Origin of the sequence: Variovorax saccharolyticus (assembly GCF_030316765.1) — a bacterium.
GTDB lineage: Bacteria > Pseudomonadota > Gammaproteobacteria > Burkholderiales > Burkholderiaceae_C > Variovorax > Variovorax saccharolyticus.
In genome coordinates this window covers 230,452-249,511 of record NZ_JASZYT010000007.1, presented here as the reverse complement: position 1 = coordinate 249,511, position 19,060 = coordinate 230,452, and the positions used below count along the sequence as shown (strand labels likewise).

Genomic DNA, 19,060 nt, shown 5'->3' with positions numbered 1-19,060 from the left:
CGGTGAGGCCAGGGCGGGGACAGACCTTACACCACGCCGTCGAAGATCATCACGTCCACCGTGTCGCCCGGCGCCACGCTCGCCTGGTCGTGGTGCAGCACCACCAGGCCGTTGGCCTCGACCATCGAACTCAGCACGCCCGAGCCCTGGTTGCCGGCGATGCGCACCTGCGGCAAGGCGCCGGCCACGGGCTCCACACGTCCGCGCTGGTATTCGGTGCGGCCGGGCTTCTTGCGGATCGCTTCCACGCTGGTGGCGCGCAACAGCGGCGGCGGTGCGGCGCAGCTGGCGTTGCAGCCCATCATCTTCAGCAGCGCCGGTCGCACGAAGGCCAGGAAAGTGACCATCACGGCGACGGGATTGCCGGGCAGTCCGAACAGCACGGCCGGTCCGCGCTGGCCGTCCGGCGCCGGGATCAGGCCCACCGCCATCGGCCGGCCGGGCCGCATGGCGACGCGCCAGAACGCCATGTCGCCGAGCCGCTGCATGACTGCGCGCGTGTGGTCGGCCTCGCCGACGCTGACGCCACCGCTGGTGATGATCGCGTCGGCCTCGGCGGCGGCGCGGCGCAGCGCCGATTCGAGCGCCGCCGGATCGTCGGGCACCAGCCCGAGGTCGATCACCTCGCAGCCCAGCCGCGTGAGCAGGCCGAACACGGTGTAGCGGTTGCTGTCGTAAACCGCACCTTCACGCGGCAGTTCGCCGAGGCTGAGGATCTCGTCGCCGGTGGAGAAGTAGGCCACGCGCAGCCGCCGCAGCACCGGCACCATCGGCAGGCCGAGGCTGGCGACCATGCCGAGCGCGGCCGGCGTGATGATCTGGCCGCGCCGCAGGGCCGGCTCGCCCTGCATCAGGTCTTCGCCGGCGAAGCGCCGGTTGTCGCCGCGCCGCAGTGCCTTGGCCGGGAAGCTCACGCGTTCGCCCTCGACGGTGCAGAATTCCTGGGGGATCACGGTGTCGAGGCCGGCCGGCATCACCGCACCGGTCATGATCCGCAGCGCGTCGCCGACACCCAGCGTGCCCCGCCAGGCGGCGCCGGCCAGCGCCGTTCCGGCCACGCGCAGCGTCAGCGTGGCATCGCCGGCGGCGTCGAGCAGCGTGCCGTCGAAGGCAAAGCCATCCATCGCGGAGTTGTCGTGCGGCGGCACGCTGACCGGCGAGACGATGTCCTCGGCCAGCACCCGACCGAGCGCATCGCGCAGGGCCAGCCGTTCGACCTCGGTGACGATCGCGGGCTCGGCCAGTTGCGCCAGAAACGCCTGCACGGCGTCGACGCCCAGCGCCTTGGGGTCGTAGCCCGCCAGTGCGGCGGCGATTTCGGCGATTCGGCTCATGGCAGTAAAGGCATCAGGACCGCTGGCGCTCGAGATGGTGCAGTTCGGCCAGCGTGTTGGCATTGAAGAACGCATCGGCGGCGTCGCCAGGGCGGTCGAAGGGCACGAGCACAGTGCGGTGCTGGCCGGTCCACTTGTCGATCTTGCGGCCGCCGGCCTGCGTGAAGAGCACCAGGCTTTCGAGCAGCGTGGCGCGCAGCAGGCAGAACACCGGCTGCGGGAACAGCACCGGTGCGGTGTCGGGTGCGTCGGCGGCCTCGGGTGCGCTGACCATCGCGATATCGGCGTCTTCCGACGCGAGGGCGGTTGCCAGGCGGCTGGCGAGATCGAGCGGGAACAGCGGCGTGTCGCAGGGCACGGTGAGCAGGTACGGCGTCTCGCAGCGCTCCAGCCCGGTCAGGAAGCCGGCCAGCGGGCCCGCATAGTCGGCCAGGCCATCGGGCCAGACCGGCACGCCGAAGGACTCGTAGGCCGCCAGGTTGCGGTTCGCGTTGACCATCACTTCGCCGACCTGCATGCCCAGCCGCAGCACCGCATGCATCGCCAGCGGCGTGCCGTTGAAATTCTGCAAGCCCTTGTCGACGCCGCCCATGCGTGAGCCGCGCCCGCCGGCGAGCACGAGGCCGGTGATCTCGCTGGCGGTGATCGAGGCCAGGGCGCTCATCCGCCGATGTAGCTCATTTCGACCCGGCGCGGCGCACCCGCATCGGTGTCGGGAACGCGCTGCGCGCGCAGTTCGGAATAGCGGTCGCTGCGGCCTTGCCAGATGTGGCCGAGCGCGGAGGCGATCTGTGCGTCGTCGGCGTCGCCGCGCAGCAGCGGCCGCAGGTCGTGGCCCTGGCTTGCGAACAGGCACAGGTAGAGCTTGCCTTCGGTCGACAGGCGGGCCCGGCTGCAGTCGTGGCAGAAGGCCTGGGTCACGCTGCTGATGACGCCGATCTCGCCGCCGCCGTCGGCGTAGGCCCAGCGCTGCGCGGTTTCGCCGGCAGCAGTGGCTTCCAGGGGCTGCAGCGGGAATTCGGCGCCGACGCGGCTCACCACATCGGCCGAGGGCAGGACCTCGTCCATGCGCCAGCCGTTGGTGGCGCCGACATCCATGTACTCGATGAAGCGCAGCACCACGCCGCTGCCGCGGAAGTGGCGCGCCATTGGCAGGATCTCCTGCTCGTTGGTGCCGCGCTTGACCACCATGTTGACCTTGATCGGACCCAGGCCCGCCGCCTTCGCCGCCTCGATCCCTGCCAGCACCTCGGCGACCGGGAAATCGACGTCGTTCATGCGGCGGAACACCGTGTCGTCGAGGCCGTCGAGGCTCACGGTCACGCGATTCAGGCCGGCGGCCTTCAAGGCCCGGGCCTTGCGGGCGAGCAGAGAGCCGTTGGTGGTCAGCGTGAGGTCCAGCGGCTGGCCGTCCGGCGTGCGCAGGGCGGCGAGCTGCTCCACCAGCACCTCGAGGTTCTTGCGCAGCAGCGGCTCGCCGCCGGTGAGCCGGATCTTGCGTACGCCGTGGCTGGCGAACAGGCGCGCCAGCCGCGTGATCTCCTCGAAACTCAGCAGTGCGCTGTGCGGCAGGTACTGGTAATCCTTGTCGAACACTTCCTTCGGCATGCAGTAGCTGCAGCGGAAGTTGCAGCGATCGGTCACGCTGATGCGAAGGTCGGTCAGCGGACGGGCCAGCCGGTCGAGCAGCACGCCGGTGGCGGGCACGGCGTGCGCGCCCGAGGCCGCGCGCGGCGCGCGACCGATCTCGGAGACTCTGACGACGTGCTGGTTCATGGGGAAGGCCAATTTACCGCATCGACGGGCGCGATGTCCCAGCAAGGCCTTGGCGCCGGGTCAGACGCAGCGCGCGCCGTCGACCTCGATGCAGACGCCGCTGATGAAGGACGCTTCGTCGCTCGCCAGGTAGAGCGCCGCATTGGCGACGTCGAGCGCGGTCGAGAATCGGCCGAGCGGGATGGTGGCGCGGAACTTCGCCTTGCGCTCTTCGGTGAGCGGCCCGCCGGCGAACTCGGCCGCCAGGCCGGTGTCGGGATTGAAGACCGGGTTGATGCAGTTGACCCGGATGTTGTCGGGGCCGAGTTCGGCGGCCAGCGACTTGCTGGTCGTGATCACGGCCCCCTTGGAGCCGTTGTACCAGGTGAGGCCGGGGCGGGGGCGCACCCCCGCGGTCGACGCGATGTTGATGAAGGATCCGCCGCCGTTGGCGCGAAAAGCCGGCACCGCATGGATCGTCGACAGGTAGATGCTCTTGACGTTGACCGCGTAGCAGCGGTCGAACTCGTCTTCGCCGACTTCGAGCGCCGGCCGGTTGCGGTGCGTCCAGCCGGCGTTGTTGACCACCGCGTCGAGCTTGCCGTGGCGCTGCACGGCGGCCTCGACCAGCGCCTTGACCTGGTCCGACTTCGTGACGTCGGCGGCGAAGAAGGAGGCGCGGCCGCCAGCCCGCAGGATGGCCTCGACCACCTGCTCGCCGAGCGCCTGGTTGATGTCGTTGGCGACGACCTGGGCGCCCTCGGCCGCCAGCCGCTTCGCGATGCCTTCGCCGATGCCTCCGCCGGCACCGGTCACGATGATGGATTTGTCCTTGACGCGCACGGGTGTCTCCTGAGAAATGAATTTGCAGCCGGGCAGTGTATCGGCCCGGTTCCGGCGCTCAGCCGTGCTTGACGGCCACCGTCTTGAGGGTGGTGAAGCCGTACAGCGCCTCGAAGCCCTTCTCGCGCCCGTAGCCCGAGGACTTGACGCCGCCGAAGGGCAGTTCCACGCCGCCGCCGGCACCGTAGTTGTTGATGAACACCTGGCCGCTGCGGACCCGCTTGGCCATGCGGAACTGGCGTCCGCCGTCGTTCGTCCAGATGCCGGCCACCAGCCCGAACTGCGTCGCATTGGCCAGGGCCACGGCCTCGTCCTCGTCGCGGAAGGACATCGCGGCCAGCACCGGCCCGAACACTTCCTCCTGCGCCAGGCGGTGGTCCACCGGCACGTCGCGCAGCAGGGTCGGCGCCTGGTAGAAGCCGGCCTCGGGCGCTTCATCGACCACCACGCCCTGGGCCACCATCGGAATGCCGGCCACGTGCGCGTCCGAGAGGAAGTCCCACACGCGCTGCTGCTGGGTCTGCCGGATCAGCGGGCCGACATCGAGGTCCATCGCGGCCGGGCCCACCCGCAGCGCCTCGAAGGCATGGCCCAGGCGCTGCAGCAGCGGCTCGTAGATGGCCTGGTCGATCAGCACCCGCGAGCCGGCCGAGCAGGTCTGGCCGGCGTTCTGCACGATGGCGTTGATCAGCACCGGGATCGCCGCGCCGAGGTCGGCGTCGGCGAACACGATCTGCGGGCTCTTGCCGCCGAGTTCGAGCGTCACCGGGCAGTGGCGTTCGGCCGCCACCTGCTGGATCAGCGTGCCGACCTTGGGGCTGCCGGTGAAGCTGATGTGGTCGACGCCCGGGTGCCGCGCCAGCGCATCCCCGACCTCGTGGCCGAAGCCCGTCACGATGTTCAGCGCGCCCGGCGGAAAGCCGACCTCGGCCGCCAGCTTGGCGACCCGGATCAGCGACAGGCAGGCATCTTCCGAGGGCTTGACCACGCACACATTGCCCGCGGCCAGCGCGCCGCCGACGCTGCGCCCGAAGATCTGCATCGGGTAGTTCCAGGGCACGATATGGCCGGTGACGCCGTGCGGCTCGCGCCAGGTGAAGACGCTGTAGCCGTCCTGGTAGGGAATGGTCTCGCCATGCAGCTTGTCGCAGGCCCCGGCGTAGAACTCGAAGTAGCGCACCAGCGCCAGCGCATCGGCGCGGGCCTGCTTGACCGGCTTGCCGCAGTCGCGCTGCTCGATCAGCGCCAGTTCGTCGACATGCTCGGCGATCTTCTGCGACAGCTTGTAGAGCAGGCGGCCCCGTTCGGCCGCGCTGACCTTGTGCCAGCCGGTGTCGAAGCAATGGCGCGCGGCGCGCACCGCGGCATCGATGTCGGCGGCATTGCTGCGCTGCAGTTCATCGAAAGGCTGGCCGTCGGAGGGGTCGATCACCGGCAGCGTGCGGCCGGACGAGGAAGCAACGTTTTCGTTGCCGATGTAGTTGAGTTGCATGGGGCGAAATCTTAAGGCTCCCGGCGCAGGGCCGGGCGAGGGGCTTCAGGGGCGCAGCGCCATCGTCGCGGGCAGGCGCGTCCAGGGCAGGTCGGCCGGGTCGGCGGCCATCGGCCCGGCTGCCTTGGCAACCAGGATACGGCTCGCGATCGGCGCGAAGTCGGCACGAAAGTGGACCGAACTCTTGGCGACCAGCAGCTTCATGGACTCGGGCTCGATGCCGACGAAGCGAAACAGTTCGCGATCGAGCATCTGGCTCTTGCCGCTGGCCACCGCCACCAGCACGCCGTCGATCTCGAGGCAGGCGCTCGGGCCCACCGAGACCACCGAGCCCCAGCTCATCGGGCCCTTGAGCAGCAAATCGCCGTCGCTGAGCGCTCGCACCGTGAAGACGCCTCGCACCGGCGGATCGCTGCGCTGGCCGGCCCAGGTCGCAACCTCGGTGCCCAGGCTGATCTCGATCCGGGCACCCAGGCCGGCGGCATGCGCGGCGGCGGCGGCGGCCGGATCGAACAGGAGGCCCAGCGCGACGCGTCCGGGATGGCGCTCGCCGGCGCCTTCGGCCAGCAGGGCGCGCAGCATGCCGGTGGTGTTGCTGTTGCTGCCCGCGCCCGGGTTGTCCTGCGTGTCGGCGATCACCACCGGCCGGTCGGCGCCTTCGGCGATGGTCAGGGCCGCGGCGACCGCTTCGCGCGGCGGCAGCACATCGAGGCGCCATTGCGCCCGCGGGCTGTCGATGCGCGCGAACAAGGCTTGCACCGCGACATCGGCGGCATCGCCGTAGCCCCACACCACCGGGCCGCATTCGGCGATGTCCGCGGCCGGGAATCCGGTGGCGAAGCTCAGCACCGTGCCGTGCTGCGCGTCCAGATCCCGCAGCAGCTGGTACACCGAAGCGGCGGGCTCGACCATCGTGCACTGGACGTTGAGCGGCAGCAAAAAGGCGAGCCGCCGCACCTGCAGGGATTCGCGCACGCCGCGCGCGATGCGGCGGGCGAGCAGTTCGGCGGCCAGGCGGCCGGTGTCGGCCGAGTCCACGTGCGGATAGGTCCGGTACGCCACCAGCGCATCGGCTTCATGGAGCATGCGCCGGCTGACGTTGGCATGCAGGTCGAGCGTGGCGACGATGGGCACCGCTTGGCCGACGATCGCCCGGAGGCGACCGAGCAGTTCGCCCTCGAGGTCTTCCAGATGCTCGCCCACGGCGGCGCCGTGCAGGTCGAGAAAGACCGCGTCGACGCTGCCTTGCGCATGGGCCTGCGACAGGTCGCGGGCGATGACGCCGGCAATACGCTCGAAGGCGTCCTCGGTGACATGCGCCGACGGCGTGGCGCCGGCCCACGCCGAAGCGATCAGACCCCATCCGCGCTCGCGCGCCGAATCGATGAAGCCGCCGATGGGGATGTTCTGCCCGCCATAGGCCTCGATGACTTCCGGACCCTCGCGGTAGGGCGGAAATGACTCTCCGAGCTGGAACGCGGCCCAATCGGCCTTGCTCGGCGCGAAAGTGTTGGTCTCGTGCTGGAAGCCGGCGATGAAGATGTTCAAGGCTTGTTCCTGGATGGGTCAGCGTGCCGCCGTCGCCTTCGGCAGCGCCCGCACCGCGTTCAGCATGCGCTCGACATGCTTGTCCGGATTCAGGTTCTGGTAGAAGTAGGCGACCTTGCCGTTGGGGGTGATCACATAGGACAGGCGGTTGGCGAAATCCGGCCGCGTCTGCATCAGGGCGTCGAAGCCTTCGATCACGGTCTTCGATTCGTCGGAGGCCACCGGAAAGCGGCTCTGGCAGGACTTGACCGAGAACTTCGCCAGCGTGTCGATATCGTCGGCCGAGACCCCGATCACGGTGGCGCCGAGGGCGGCGAACTGGTCGATCGCCTCGGCGAAGGCGTGAGCCTCGAGCGAGCAGTCGCGCGAGTCGGCAGCCGGAAAGAAATAGACCACCACCGGACCCTTGGCCAGCGCGTCGGCGAGCGAATAGCGGAAGGTCTTGCCGCCCAGCGCAGCGGTGGCGGTGAACTTCGGCACCGGGTCGCCGATGTCGAGTGCTGCAAAGGCCGGCGCGGCCAGCGCCGCGGCGATGGCAATGAAACTTGCGCGCACGGCGATCGAGGGCGTCATGATGTAACTCCGGTTGGAAGCGCTTCGAATTCTAGGTCTGCACGCCGTGCGGCGCCGTTTCGGCCGTGAGCAAGGAAATGAACGACATGAGGATTGCCCTGGATCGCCGGGTCCGCCTGGCGCTGGCCTGCGCCGGCATCGCGCTGCTGGCTGCCTGCGGCTCGCTGCCGATTTCCCGCGACCGGCCGGCCGACTACGCCGCCGCGCCCGACCGCTCGAGCCGCCTCGCGAAGATCGTCGCGGACTCGACGCCGCCCGACGAGCATTCCGGTTTCCGGCTGATGCCCCTGGGCGTCTATTCGCTCGATGCACGGATCCAGCTCGCCCAGCGGGCCCAGCAGTCGCTGGTGATCCAGTACTACCAGCTCGAGAACGACGCCACCGGGCGGCTGCTGATGCGCGCGGTGCGCGAGGCGGCTTCGCGCGGCGTCAAGGTGCGGGTGCTGGTGGACGACCTCTACACGGCCAAGAGCCAGCAGCCGCTGCTGGCCCTGGCGCAGACGCCGAACGTCGAAGTCCGCCTCTTCAATCCCTTCTGCTGCGGCCGGGACGGCTTCCTGTCGCGTTTCGTGGCGTCGCCGCAGGACATCGTGCGGCTCAACCATCGCATGCACAACAAGCTGTTCATCGCCGACGGCGTGATGGCGGTGGTCGGCGGGCGCAACATCGCGGACGAGTATTTCGTGCTCAGCGAGGCGCAGAACTTCATCGACATGGACGCTCTGGTGGTGGGCAAGGTGGTGGCCGAGCTCGAGGCGATCTTCGACGAATACTGGAATGCCGAGCAGGCCTGGCCGATCGCCGAGATCGTGCGCGGCGCCGATGGCCGCTTGCCCGCCCCGGACGCCTTCGACGCCTGGATCGGCATGAGCTCGCCGCCGCCGAAGATCGAACTGCCGCCTTCGGACGTGCTCGGCTACGGCCCGATCGCCGAAGAGCTGGACGGCGGCCGCATGGGGCTGCTGTGGGGAGAGGCGCACGCGATCGCCGATCCGCCCACCAAGCCGGCGACCATGACCGCCGACCAGGCATTCGCCACCAGCGTGACCATGAAGGTCTGGGCTCTGCTGCTCGATGCCAGGACCGAGGTCGACCTGACTTCGCCCTATCTGGTGCCCGGCGAGAAAGGCATGGCCGCCTTCGAGGACCTGTCCCGGCGCAAGGTCAAGCTGACGCTCCTGACCAATTCGCTGGCCGCCAATGACGAGCCGCTGGTTCACACGGGCTATGCGCGCTACCGGGAGCGCCTGCTGGCCAGCGGTGCCGACCTGTACGAACTGAGTCCGCAGCGCACCACGGCCAACACGCGCTTCGACATGTTCGGCAAGTCGCTAGGCCGCCTGCATGCCAAGACCGCCGCCATCGACCGGCGCCGCATCTTCGTCGGCTCGATGAACCTGGACCCCCGCTCCGCGACCCAGAACACCGAAATGGGGGTGGTGGTCGACAGCCCGCAACTGGCGCGCGAAATGCTGCGGGTGATCAACATCAGCAAATTCCAGAACTCCTACCGGCTGCGGCTGGACCCGGGCACCGGGACGCTCGAGTGGCTCACGACGGACGGCGAAAAAGAGATCATCCTGACTTCGGAGCCCGAATCCGGCTTTTTCAAGCGTTTTTACAACTCCCTGATCGCGCCGATCGTGCCCGAAATGCTGCTGTAGGCTCGGGGGATGGTCCTTTCACGCTCTTGCAATCCGTTGGCGCCGCCCCACATGCTCTGCATGAACGCTACCCACACCCCCGCGCACAAGGCCGATCTGGCCGTGACGCATGTCCTGGCCCAGCTTCTGGAGCGGCTGGAACACAGCGCCGTGCCGGTAGGCCCCGAGCAATACCGGTCGGTGGTGATGCACCTGGTCGAGCAGTTCCGGGATGCCGAGCCCGGCGCCGACCTCGGCAAGCTCCTGGATGCCTATCCGGCGGCCTCGCAGCTCTACGAAAACCTCAACTACCAGCACGCCGGCCTGTGCCGTTCCGCGCTGGACGCGTCCCTGGCCGCCGAGATGGCGGCGAAGAAGGCCATCGAGCGCGCCATGCACGCTGCCGGACCGGAATCCGCCCATGAGTAAGGGCGAGGTCAAGACCGCGGTGGTGGCCGACGGACTGCGCTACAAGGCCAAGGCACCCGGTTCCCCGTTCCGCGCGTCGGCGTCGTTCAGCGGCGCGACCATGTCCTGCTTCATGTGCGGCAAGCATCGCGTGCGCTCCCAGATGCGCACCCGTCAGCTGCTCGGCAAGTCGCAGACCGTGTGCGCGCCGTCCTGCAAGGCGCTCGACGAGCTGGTCGAAGCCTCCGGCGCTGCCTGACGCGGCGCCCGCGGGCGTGGGGCTATCGACCCCGCCCATTCAATTGATTGAGTTGATTTAATACTTCGTGTTGCCTATCCATTGAGGTCAATTCGAACTACAGTTAGAAACAATTGGTGCAAATGATTTCGCCAATACCTAAGTTCTAATTCAGTAGTTCCAATGATCCCAATGAAGACCCTGGCCCGCGTCTGGTCGAAACTGGGTCGAATGCATGCGAAAGGACGGCCTCTGTGAGCCAACCGCGTCACGTGATCATGCAGGTCGTCAAGCGCTCGGGTGGTGCCACGCACCATGTCGAGTTCTGCATCGACGACAACTTTGCCGAGCGGCTGCGGCAACTGCGTTCGCTCGTCCCGCCTCTCAATGCGCTCAACAAGCAGCGTGACCTGGTCATCGACAAGGTGCGGGTCCGGCTGCCGACCGCCATCTGGCGCTGCGGCGGCGACATCGACAGTTCGGTCGAGGGCTCTTGCATCGTGATCGCCGCCGAGGGCTTCTTCAATTGCGGAGCCAAGGACCGCAAGACCAAGGAGAAGCTGGTGACCTACACCTTCCCGATCGCGCGGCTCATCGAACTCCACCTGGAACGGCCGGCGGGCGAGACCTTCTACATCCGCGACGGCATCTTCACCAACGACGAGCCGGCCGAATCCGCCGCGGGTCGTTGGGTTGCCTCGCTGCATGAACTCGAAGAGATGCGGGTGCCCGAGGCGCCCTCCGACTTCGACACGCTGCAGGGCGTGCCGCTGCGTACCGAGCAGGGTGCGCTGCCGTCGCCGCGCGTCGGCCTGAACTGAGCCCCCACGCTCGTCACTTCGTGTACTCGCTGCCCCCGAGGGGGCGCAGTCCGCCTTGGGGCGGCCCGGCGGCGGACTGAGGGCAGGGCGCCGCGCGGCGCCCCCTGCGATCACGCCGGCTTCATCTGTGCCGGGTCATAGAAGAACTCTTCCTCGGCAATGCGCTCGCCCTCCCAGCGCTGCCAGGCGAGTTCTTCCATGTGCATCCGGCGGCCGTCCGTGCCGGTGAAATCGAAGATCCAGCGGATCACGACATGGTCGCCGTTCACCAGCACCGGGCGCACGCATTGCGAAGCCACCGAGGCGGTTCGCGCGAGCACGGCACGCTCGTGCGCGACCAGCACCGCGCGGCCGCGCCGGGGCTCGGCCTTGTTCTCGCGCATCGAGGCCTGCTCGGTGTAGAAGTCCTCGATGGCCTGCGCATGCTGGCCACTCTCGACCGCGGCGACGAAGGCCTCGAGCGTTGCGGCGGAAGGCATCGCTACTGGAGCTTGACCTCGACCCGGCGTGCTTCGGCCGGCGGCCCGTCGGCCTGCGCCTGGGCGGGCTTGGCCAGTTCGACCTTGTCGTCGGGCACGCCGGCGATCTTGAGCGCCGCGCCGACCGCCATGGCGCGCTGCTTGGCGAGTTCCGCGTTCTTCTCGGGGTCGCCGCTGGCGTCGTGATAGCCGCTCACGAGCACGCGGCCACCGCTCTGCACCGACTTCACGATGTCTGCCAGCGCAGCGCTGGAACCGGCAGGCACCTCGGCGCTGCTGGTCGCGAAGTAGAACTTGACCACGCCGCCCTCGCTCTTGATCGAGGCGCCCGCGTCGGCTGCGGCCACCGGTGCCGCGGCAGGCGCTGCGGCGGCGGGTGCCACGGACGGCGCGGACGGTGCTGCCGGGGCGCTGGCCGGCGGCGGGGCCACGGCGGGCGCCGTCATCGCACCCGCATCGCCGGCGTGGAATTTGACCACCAGCGGCACGATCAGCAGCGCCACGATGTTGATGATCTTGATCAGCGGGTTCACCGCGGGGCCGGCCGTGTCCTTGTAGGGATCGCCCACGGTGTCGCCGGTGACCGCGGCCTTGTGCGCCTCCGAGCCCTTGCCGCCATGGTGGCCGTCCTCGATGTACTTCTTGGCGTTGTCCCAGGCGCCGCCGCCGGTGCACATCGAGATGGCGACGAACAGGCCGGTGACGATGGTCCCCATCAGGAGGCCGCCCAATGCCTTCGGTCCGAGCAGCAGGCCGACCAGGATCGGCACCACCACCGGCAGCAGGGACGGGATCATCATTTCCTTGATCGCCGCGCCGGTCAGCATGCTCACGGCGCGGCCGTACTCGGGCTTGCCGGTGCCTTCCATGATCCCGGGGATCTCGCGGAACTGCCTGCGCACCTCCTCGACCACCGAGCCGGCCGCGCGGCCCACGGCTTCCATCGCCATGGCGCCGAACAGGTAGGGGATCAGGCCGCCGATGAAGAGGCCGACGATCACCATCGGGTCGCTCAGGTTGAAGCTGATGTTGAGCCCGTAGCTCTCGAGCTTGTGGGTGTAGTCGGCGAACAGCACCAACGCCGCGAGGCCGGCCGAGCCGATCGCGTAGCCCTTGGTCACGGCCTTGGTGGTGTTGCCCACGGCGTCGAGCGGGTCGGTGATGTCGCGCACGCTGGCCGGCAGATCTGACATCTCGGCGATGCCGCCGGCGTTGTCGGTGATCGGGCCGTAGGCATCGAGCGCGACCACGATGCCGGCCATGCTCAGCATCGCGGTGGCGGCGATTGCGATGCCGTAGAGGCCGGCCAGCATGTAGGAGGCCAGGATCGCGATGCAGACGAAGATCACCGGCCAGGCGGTGGAGCGCATCGAGACGCCGAGGCCGGCGATGATGTTGGTGCCGTGGCCGGTGGTCGAGGCCTGCGCGATGTGCTGCACCGGCTTGTACTGGGTGCCGGTGTAGTACTCGGTGATCCACACCAGCGCCGCGGTCAGCGCCAGGCCGACGAAGCAGGCGCCGAAGAGCTTCAGCTGGCTGCCGCTGGCGGCGATCGCGTTGTCCGGGATCAGCCAGGCGGTGACGAACCAGAAGGCGATCAGCGACAGGATGCCCGCCACCGCGAGGCCCTTGTAGAGCGCCGGCATCACGTTGACCATTCCCGGCGAGGCCTTGACGAAGAAGCAGCCGATGATCGACGCGATGATCGACACGCCGCCCAGCGCCAGCGGATAGAGCACCGCGTTGACCGGCGCCGCCGCAACCATCAGCGCGCCCAGCACCATCGTGGCGATCAAGGTCACGGCGTAGGTCTCGAACAGGTCGGCGGCCATGCCGGCGCAGTCGCCGACGTTGTCGCCCACGTTGTCGGCGATCACCGCCGGGTTGCGCGGATCGTCCTCGGGGATGCCGGCCTCGACCTTGCCGACCAGGTCGGCGCCGACGTCGGCGCCCTTGGTGAAGATGCCGCCGCCGAGCCGGGCGAAGATCGAGATCAGCGAGGAGCCGAAGGCGAAGCCGATCAGCGGGTTGAGCAGGCTCGCGAGGCTCTTGTCGGGCGTCAGGTTGCCGTTGCCGACCAGGAACCAGTAGAAGGCCGAGACGCCCAGCAGGCCCAGGCCGACCACCAGCATGCCGGTGATGGCGCCGCCGCGAAAGGCGACGTCGAGGGCCGGGCCGATGCCCTGGGTCGCGGCCTGCGCAGTGCGCACATTGGCACGCACCGAAACATTCATGCCGATGAAGCCGCAGGCGCCCGACAGCACGGCGCCGATCACGAAGCCCACTGCCGTCGTGACGTCGAGGAAGATGCCGATGAGGATCGCCAGCACCAGGCCGACGATCGCGATGGTGCGGTACTGCTTGGCCAGGTAGGCTGCCGCGCCGGTCTGGATCGCCGCGGCGATTTCCTGCATTCGGGCGTTGCCAGGGTCTTTAGCGAGGATCCAGCTGCGCGCCCAGAAGCCGTACGCCACGGCCACCAAGCCGCAGACGATGGCCAGGACGAGAGGGGTGTTGCCAGTCATGCCTTTGCTTCTCCAGTCGTTCGTTGTGACTAATGGAGACGAAAGCCCAACCCTGTGCGCAACGCGTACGGGACAGTGCTTCCGCCGCGTTGCTTCCTCGAAGCCCCGGTGCCGCGAGGGGCAGGGACCGATTGGCCAACGTGGGCAATTTACAGGCAAAAACGTGTTTGTGTGCGACTGTCCCGTGACATGGAAAGTAAACTTCGGGTTTGTCCGCATCCCGATAACACTTTCAACTACTCCAAAGACAGACCATGTCCCTCGGCAAAGTTTCCCCCGGCAAAGACGCCCCCGAAGCCTTCAATGTCGTCATCGAGATCCCGATGAACGCCGACCCGATCAAGTACGAAGTCGACAAGGAATCGGGTGCGATCTTCGTCGACCGCTTCATGACCACCGCCATGCACTACCCGACCAACTACGGCTACGTGCCGCAGACGCTGTCGGGCGACGGCGATCCGGTCGACGTGCTGGTGATCACGCCCTGGGCCCTGGTGCCCGGCGTGGTGGTGCCCTGCCGCCCGATCGGCATCCTGATGATGGAAGACGAGGCCGGCGTCGACGGCAAGGTGCTGGCCGTGCCGACCGACAAGGTGCTGCCGATCTACAGCCACTGGAAGAAGGTGGAAGACGTGAACCCGATGCGTCTCAAGGCGATCACGCACTTCTTCGAGCACTACAAGGACCTCGAAGCCGGCAAGTGGGTCAAGGTGCTGGGATGGGAAGGCATCGACGCCGCCAAGAAGGAAATCATGGACGGCATCGCCAACTTCAAGAAGTAGCCGACGCCGCTCCCGATCGACGCCTCGCGCTGTGCCGCGAGGCGTTTTTCATGGGGCCTCGGAATGACGGAAGGGGCTGCGTTCGCCCAGGTGGTCCAGGTAGTTCTCGATCCCCGCGCCCTCGCGCTCCAGGAAGCGCTCCACCGCATCGGCGAAGGCGGGGTGGGCCAGCCAGTGCGCGCTGGTGGTGCGCACCGGCATCAGCGCGCGTGCCATCTTGTGTTCGCCTTGTGCGCCGCCTTCGAAGCGACGCACGCCGTGCTCGATGCACCATTGCAGCGGCTGGTAGTAGCAGGCCTCGAAATGCAGGCAGTCGACGCGCTCGAGCGCGCCCCAGTAGCGGCCGTAGGCGATCAGTGGCGCCGCCGAGTCATGCTCGCCCCCTGGGCCGGCGGACAGCGCGATCAGGCTGCTCGCGATCGGCTTTCCCTCGCGTTCGGCGATGAACAGCAGCCAGGCCTCGGGCATGCCGGCGGCCATGCGATGGAAGAAGTCGCGGTTCAGGTAGGGCGGATTGCCGTGCTCGCGATAGGTGCGGGCATAGCAGCGATAGAAGAAATCCCAGTCGGCCTCGCTGATGTCGCGGCCCCGCGACCAGCGGAAGCGGACGCCTGCCTCATGCACCTTGCGACGCTCCTGGCGGATCTTCTTGCGCTTGTCGTGGGAGAGGCTTGCGAGGAAGGTGTCGAAGTCGGGCCAGCACGTTCCGCCGCCGGGCCGTCCCAAGACGGAACGCGCCCCCTCGGGGGGCAGCGAGGACACGTCAGTGCCGAGCGTGGGGGCTGCGGTTCCGCCGCCGGGCCGCCCCAAGGCGGAACGCGCCCCCTCGGGGGGCAGCGAGGACACGTCAGTGCCGAGCGTGGGGGCTGCGGTTCCGCCGCCGGGCCGCCCCAAGGCGGAACGCGCCCCCTCGGGGGGCAGCGAGGACACGTCAGTGCCGAGCGTGGGGGCAGCATTGTCCCAATGGAACTGGACCGTGTGGCGCAGCATCAGGCCGGCTTCGGAGCAGGCGGCGATGTCCTCGTCGGCGCCGAACAGCAGGTGCAGCGAAGACAACTCCTCTTCCTTGCACCAGGCCACGAGGGCCTGCACCAGCAGGGTGCGGCTGTCGGCGTCGCGCGCCAGCAGCCGGGCCCCCGGCACCGGCGTGAAGGGAACGGCGCAGACCGCCTTCGGGTAGTAGGCCAGTCCGTGCTGCTCGTAGGCATTGGCCCAGGCCCAGTCGAAGACGTACTCGCCGTACGAATGGTCCTTCGTGTAGAGCGGACAGGCCGCCATCAGCGTCTTGCCGCGCCACAGCGTGATGAACTGCGGCGACCAGCCGCTCGCCGGCGAGGCGCTGCCGCTGGCGTCGAGCGCCGCCAGGTAGGCGTGCCGCATGAAAGGCGAGGGCGCGGCCTGCACCGCCAGCAGCGCGTCCCAGGCGGCGGCGTCGATCTCGGCGGGCGAGCGGTGGATGCGGACGATCGGGGTGGCCAAGGGCGTGGACCTCAGCGCTTGCCGGGCCCGAAGGACTCGGCGATGGTGATGCCGCCGAGCACCAGGGCCAGTGCGACCGCGTGGTAGCCGGACAGCGGTTCGCCGAGGATCAAGACCGCCAGCAGCGGCCCGAAGATCGGCACCAGGTTGAGGAACAGGCCGGCCCTCGCCGGGCCGATCGTTGCGACAGCCTGAATGAAGAAGACCTGTGAAACGAAGCTAGGCAGCAGGCCGATGAAGACGATCAGGGCGACGCCCATCGGCGTCGGCATGAAGAAATCCCCCATCGCCACCTCGGCAGCCAGCAGCGGCAGCGAGGTCAGGGCCGCGACTGCCGCGGTTGCGGCGAAGAAGACGATCGCCGGCACCTTCGGCCGGTTGCGCAGGCCGAGCGCATAGCCGGCATACAGCAGGCAGGCCAGCACCATCCAGACGTCGCCGATGTTGAAGGCAAGGTCGGCCAGCAGCGCCAGCCGCCCGCGCGACGCCACCACCACGATGCCGCCCAGCGTCAGCGCCACCCCGACCACTTGCAGCGCGCCGATCCGGCTGCGAAAGAAGATGAAGCTGCCGACCAGCACGAGCACCGGAATGGTGCCCTGGATGATCGCGATGTTGATTGCCGTCGTGTGGTGCGCGGCGGCGTAGAAGAGCGCATTGAAGCCGGTGAAGCCGAGCGTGCCCATCAGCGTGATGGGCAGCCAGGACGGCCGCAGTGCGCGCCAGTGGGTGGCGATCTCGTGGCGCGAACTCAGGGCCAGCGCGGCGCAGCAGACGAACCAGCGCGAGAAGGTCAGCATCATGGGCGAGACTTCGCCTACCGCCAGCCGGGCGGCCACCGCGTTGGCGCCCCAGGTCAGCGTCGCCAGCACCAGCAGCACGTAGGCCTGCCCCTGGGGCCGCGGGAGAACGGAGTCGAAGAAAGTATGGAGAGAAGAGCCCGTGCGCATCGACACCGAGGGTAACAGTCCGCGTCGCCGGGCGTGGAACGCGCGCCGCAAGCCATGGCCTTCGAAGGCCGATGACATAATCGTCCAGGCCTTTTCCTGTAAGTGACATGACCCTGAAACTCGCCATCGCGCAGCTCAATTTCGTGGTGGGCGATCTCACCGGCAACGCCCGCAAGATCGTCGACGCGGCGCGCGACGCCTACAGCCAGGGCGCGCGCCTGCTGCTGACTCCCGAGCTGTCGATCTGCGGCTATGCGGCCGAGGACCTGTTTCTGAGGCCGGCCTTCGTGGCGGCCTGCGACGAGGCGGTGCGGGCCGTGGCAGCCGAACTGGCCGATCTCGATGGCATGGTGGTGGTGGTGGGGCATCCCACCGGCCGCAGCCTGCGCAGCCGCTCGGTGGCCGTTCAGTTGCGCCACAACGCCGCCAGCGTGCTCAGCGAGGGCCGCATTCTGGACACCTACGCCAAGCGCGAACTGCCGAACTACCAGGTGTTCGACGAGCGCCGGTATTTCACGCCGGGCGAGGGTGTCTGCGTGTTCGAGGCCGGCGGTGTCTCGGTCGGCCTGCTGATCTGCGAGGACGCCTGGTTCGACGCGCCGGCCCGGCTGGCCAGGGAAGCCGGCGCCGAGATCCTCGCGGTGATCAATGCCTCGCCCTTCCATGTCGGCAAGGAAGGCGAGCGCACCGTGCGCATGGCCGAGCGCGCCCGGACGGTCGGGCTGCCGCTGGTCTACGCGCACCTCGTGGGCGGCCAGGACGAGGTGGTCTTCGATGGCGCCTCCTTCGCGCTCGAGGCCGTCGGCTCCGCCGCGCTGCAGGCCGAGAGCTTCAAGGAGCAGCTGGTGTTCGCGCAGCTGGAGCGTCGGGAGCGAGGCATCGGATTCGTGCGCGACGAAGCCGCCCTGGCACCACCGCGCGAGGCCGAGGCCCAGCTCTGGGATGCGCTGGTCGTGGGCGTGCGCGACTACATCGGCAAGAACGGCTTTCCCGGCGCGATCCTCGGCCTGTCCGGCGGCATCGATTCGGCGCTGGTGCTGGCGATCGCGGTCGATGCTATCGGCCGCGACCGCGTGCGCGCCGTCATGATGCCGTCGCCCTACACCGCGGACATCAGCTGGATCGACGCCCGCGAGATGGCAGGGCGGCTCGGCGTGCGCTACGACGAGATCTCGATCCGGGACACCTTCGAGTCGTTCCGGGGCGCGCTGGCCGGGGAGTTCGAGGGCCTGGCCGAAGACACGACCGAGGAGAACCTGCAGGCGCGCATCCGCGGCACCCTGCTGATGGCGCTGTCGAACAAGTTCGGCTCGATCGTGCTGACCACCGGAAACAAGAGCGAGATGGCGACCGGCTACTGCACGCTGTACGGCGACATGGCGGGCGGTTTCGCGGTCATCAAGGACCTGCTGAAGACCACCGTGTTCGCCCTGGCGCGCTGGCGCAATGCCCACGATCCCTACGGCACCGGCGCCGCGCCGATCCCGGAACGCATCATCACGCGACCGCCCAGCGCCGAACTCCGGCCCGACCAGACCGACCAGGACAGCCTGCCGCCCTACGACATCCTCGACGGCATCCTGGCGCGCTACATGGAGGACGACGAAGGCATCGACGAGATCATCGCGGCGGGCTACGAGCGCGCCGTGGTCGAGCGGGTGGCTCGCCTCATCAAGATCAACGAGTACAAAAGACGCCAGGCGCCGGTGGGTATCCGTGTCACCCACCGCAGCTTCGGCAAGGATTGGCGCTACCCTATCACCAGCAAGTTCAACGAAACCGCCGGAAGAAAGTCCCTATGAAGCAAATCACCGCCATCCTCAAACCGTTCAAGCTCGATGACGTGCGCGAGGCCCTGGCCGAGGTCGGCGTCACCGGGCTCACCGTCACCGAGGTCAAGGGCTTCGGCCGGCAGAAGGGCCACACCGAGCTCTACCGCGGCGCCGAGTACGTGGTCGACTTCCTGCCGAAGATGCGCGTCGAGGTGGTGGTCAACGAGGCCGACGTCGAGCGCTGCGTCGACGCCATCGTCAGCGCGGCGCGCACCGGCAAGATCGGCGACGGCAAGATCTTCGTCACCAACGTCGAGCGCGTCGTGCGTATCCGCACCGGCGAAGAAGACGAAGCCGCTGTGTAGGCTCGCCCCCAGGTTGCCCGGCACTTCGTGTCCGGGCGCCCACCCCCGTCCGG

The 19,060-nt window shown here is 68.5% G+C and carries 18 protein-coding genes; 7 read left to right on the top strand and 11 right to left on the bottom strand.

Annotated features, from left to right (window positions below):
* Positions 1-26 precede the first annotated feature (26 nt).
* Genes moeA through QTI45_RS21805 form a run of 7 tightly spaced genes read right to left on the bottom strand, consistent with a single transcriptional unit; the run spans position 27 to position 7,545 of the window.
* On the bottom strand, positions 27-1,334 hold the full coding sequence (moeA, locus tag QTI45_RS21835) for a molybdopterin molybdotransferase MoeA (protein WP_286655878.1): 1,308 nt from the start codon (positions 1,332-1,334) through the stop codon (positions 27-29).
* Positions 1,335-1,347: 13 nt separating this feature from the next.
* Positions 1,348-1,998, bottom strand: coding sequence for a molybdenum cofactor guanylyltransferase MobA (mobA, locus tag QTI45_RS21830; RefSeq protein WP_286655877.1), 651 nt, complete (start codon positions 1,996-1,998; stop codon positions 1,348-1,350).
* On the bottom strand, positions 1,995-3,110 hold the full coding sequence (gene moaA / locus QTI45_RS21825) for a GTP 3',8-cyclase MoaA (protein ID WP_286368050.1): 1,116 nt from the start codon (positions 3,108-3,110) through the stop codon (positions 1,995-1,997). The genes mobA and moaA overlap by 4 nt, the downstream gene beginning before the upstream one ends.
* A gap of 60 nt (positions 3,111-3,170) precedes the next feature.
* The gene (locus QTI45_RS21820; protein WP_286655876.1) at positions 3,171-3,932 is read right to left on the bottom strand and encodes an SDR family oxidoreductase; all 762 of its coding nucleotides are present in this window, start codon (positions 3,930-3,932) and stop codon (positions 3,171-3,173) included.
* Between the two features lie 58 nt (positions 3,933-3,990).
* Positions 3,991-5,424 (bottom strand): aldehyde dehydrogenase family protein, encoded by a 1,434-nt coding sequence (locus QTI45_RS21815; protein WP_286368048.1) that lies wholly within the window; start codon positions 5,422-5,424, stop codon positions 3,991-3,993.
* Positions 5,425-5,469: 45 nt separating this feature from the next.
* Positions 5,470-6,972 carry a M81 family metallopeptidase gene (locus QTI45_RS21810; RefSeq protein WP_286655875.1) on the bottom strand — a complete coding sequence of 501 codons (1,503 nt, stop codon included), beginning with the start codon at positions 6,970-6,972 and terminating at the stop codon, positions 5,470-5,472.
* 18 nt (positions 6,973-6,990) lie between these two features.
* On the bottom strand, positions 6,991-7,545 hold the full coding sequence (locus tag QTI45_RS21805; RefSeq protein ID WP_286368046.1) for a peroxiredoxin: 555 nt from the start codon (positions 7,543-7,545) through the stop codon (positions 6,991-6,993).
* An 86-nt stretch (positions 7,546-7,631) separates the two neighbouring features.
* Between QTI45_RS21805 and QTI45_RS21800 the strand changes: the two genes are divergently transcribed.
* The 4 genes from QTI45_RS21800 to QTI45_RS21785 all read left to right on the top strand — a co-directional run bounded on the left by QTI45_RS21800 (position 7,632) and on the right by QTI45_RS21785 (position 10,655).
* The gene (locus QTI45_RS21800) at positions 7,632-9,209 is read left to right on the top strand and encodes a phospholipase D family protein (RefSeq protein ID WP_286655874.1); all 1,578 of its coding nucleotides are present in this window, start codon (positions 7,632-7,634) and stop codon (positions 9,207-9,209) included.
* A gap of 60 nt (positions 9,210-9,269) precedes the next feature.
* Positions 9,270-9,617, top strand: coding sequence for a hypothetical protein (locus QTI45_RS21795; RefSeq protein ID WP_286368044.1), 348 nt, complete (start codon positions 9,270-9,272; stop codon positions 9,615-9,617).
* A complete protein-coding gene (locus QTI45_RS21790; protein WP_286368043.1) occupies positions 9,610-9,855 on the top strand; it encodes a hypothetical protein in 246 nt (81 codons plus the stop codon). Before QTI45_RS21795 ends, QTI45_RS21790 begins: the two co-directional genes overlap by 8 nt.
* Before the next feature lie 233 nt (positions 9,856-10,088).
* Positions 10,089-10,655: a hypothetical protein gene (locus QTI45_RS21785; protein WP_286655873.1), complete on the top strand. Its 567-nt coding sequence runs from the start codon at positions 10,089-10,091 to the stop codon at positions 10,653-10,655.
* A 110-nt stretch (positions 10,656-10,765) separates the two neighbouring features.
* Here QTI45_RS21785 and QTI45_RS21780 read toward each other — a convergent pair whose 3' ends face one another.
* Both QTI45_RS21780 and QTI45_RS21775 read right to left on the bottom strand, forming a co-directional pair.
* Entirely contained in the window at positions 10,766-11,134 is a 369-nt protein-coding gene (locus tag QTI45_RS21780) for a nuclear transport factor 2 family protein (RefSeq protein ID WP_286655872.1), read from the bottom strand.
* Between the two features lie 2 nt (positions 11,135-11,136).
* Positions 11,137-13,659 (bottom strand): sodium-translocating pyrophosphatase, encoded by a 2,523-nt coding sequence (locus QTI45_RS21775; RefSeq protein ID WP_286655871.1) that lies wholly within the window; start codon positions 13,657-13,659, stop codon positions 11,137-11,139.
* Between the two features lie 254 nt (positions 13,660-13,913).
* Between QTI45_RS21775 and ppa the strand changes: the two genes are divergently transcribed.
* Positions 13,914-14,441 (top strand): inorganic diphosphatase, encoded by a 528-nt coding sequence (gene ppa, locus QTI45_RS21770; RefSeq protein ID WP_286368039.1) that lies wholly within the window; start codon positions 13,914-13,916, stop codon positions 14,439-14,441.
* Between the two features lie 48 nt (positions 14,442-14,489).
* Here ppa and QTI45_RS21765 read toward each other — a convergent pair whose 3' ends face one another.
* Both QTI45_RS21765 and QTI45_RS21760 read right to left on the bottom strand, forming a co-directional pair.
* Entirely contained in the window at positions 14,490-15,920 is a 1,431-nt protein-coding gene (locus tag QTI45_RS21765; protein WP_286655870.1) for a GNAT family N-acetyltransferase, read from the bottom strand.
* An 11-nt stretch (positions 15,921-15,931) separates the two neighbouring features.
* Positions 15,932-16,948: a DMT family transporter gene (locus tag QTI45_RS21760; RefSeq protein ID WP_286655869.1), complete on the bottom strand. Its 1,017-nt coding sequence runs from the start codon at positions 16,946-16,948 to the stop codon at positions 15,932-15,934.
* A gap of 29 nt (positions 16,949-16,977) precedes the next feature.
* Here QTI45_RS21760 and QTI45_RS21755 point away from each other — a divergent pair, with 29 nt between their 5' ends.
* Positions 16,978-18,672, top strand: coding sequence for an NAD+ synthase (locus QTI45_RS21755; RefSeq protein WP_286655868.1), 1,695 nt, complete (start codon positions 16,978-16,980; stop codon positions 18,670-18,672).
* The gene (locus tag QTI45_RS21750) at positions 18,669-19,007 is read left to right on the top strand and encodes a P-II family nitrogen regulator (RefSeq protein WP_286368035.1); all 339 of its coding nucleotides are present in this window, start codon (positions 18,669-18,671) and stop codon (positions 19,005-19,007) included. Before QTI45_RS21755 ends, QTI45_RS21750 begins: the two co-directional genes overlap by 4 nt.
* The last annotated feature ends 53 nt before the right edge of the window (positions 19,008-19,060 follow it).

Excerpts from the sequence above, each read along its gene's own strand:
- moaA (WP_286368050.1), bottom strand. The coding sequence starts at position 3,110 with ATGAACCAGCACGTCGTCAGAGTCTCCGAGATCGGTCGCGCGCCGCGC.
- QTI45_RS21790 (WP_286368043.1), top strand. The coding sequence starts at position 9,610 with ATGAGTAAGGGCGAGGTCAAGACCGCGGTGGTGGCCGACGGACTGCGC.
- QTI45_RS21815 (WP_286368048.1), bottom strand. The coding sequence starts at position 5,424 with ATGCAACTCAACTACATCGGCAACGAAAACGTTGCTTCCTCGTCCGGC.
- QTI45_RS21750 (WP_286368035.1), top strand. The coding sequence starts at position 18,669 with ATGAAGCAAATCACCGCCATCCTCAAACCGTTCAAGCTCGATGACGTG.
- mobA (WP_286655877.1), bottom strand. The coding sequence starts at position 1,998 with ATGAGCGCCCTGGCCTCGATCACCGCCAGCGAGATCACCGGCCTCGTG.
- ppa (WP_286368039.1), top strand. The coding sequence starts at position 13,914 with ATGTCCCTCGGCAAAGTTTCCCCCGGCAAAGACGCCCCCGAAGCCTTC.
- QTI45_RS21800 (WP_286655874.1), top strand. The coding sequence starts at position 7,632 with ATGAGGATTGCCCTGGATCGCCGGGTCCGCCTGGCGCTGGCCTGCGCC.
- QTI45_RS21795 (WP_286368044.1), top strand. The coding sequence starts at position 9,270 with ATGAACGCTACCCACACCCCCGCGCACAAGGCCGATCTGGCCGTGACG.
- QTI45_RS21760 (WP_286655869.1), bottom strand. The coding sequence starts at position 16,948 with ATGTCATCGGCCTTCGAAGGCCATGGCTTGCGGCGCGCGTTCCACGCC.
- QTI45_RS21755 (WP_286655868.1), top strand. The coding sequence starts at position 16,978 with ATGACCCTGAAACTCGCCATCGCGCAGCTCAATTTCGTGGTGGGCGAT.
- moeA (WP_286655878.1), bottom strand. The coding sequence starts at position 1,334 with ATGAGCCGAATCGCCGAAATCGCCGCCGCACTGGCGGGCTACGACCCC.
- QTI45_RS21780 (WP_286655872.1), bottom strand. The coding sequence starts at position 11,134 with ATGCCTTCCGCCGCAACGCTCGAGGCCTTCGTCGCCGCGGTCGAGAGT.
- QTI45_RS21775 (WP_286655871.1), bottom strand. The coding sequence starts at position 13,659 with ATGACTGGCAACACCCCTCTCGTCCTGGCCATCGTCTGCGGCTTGGTG.
- QTI45_RS21805 (WP_286368046.1), bottom strand. The coding sequence starts at position 7,545 with ATGACGCCCTCGATCGCCGTGCGCGCAAGTTTCATTGCCATCGCCGCG.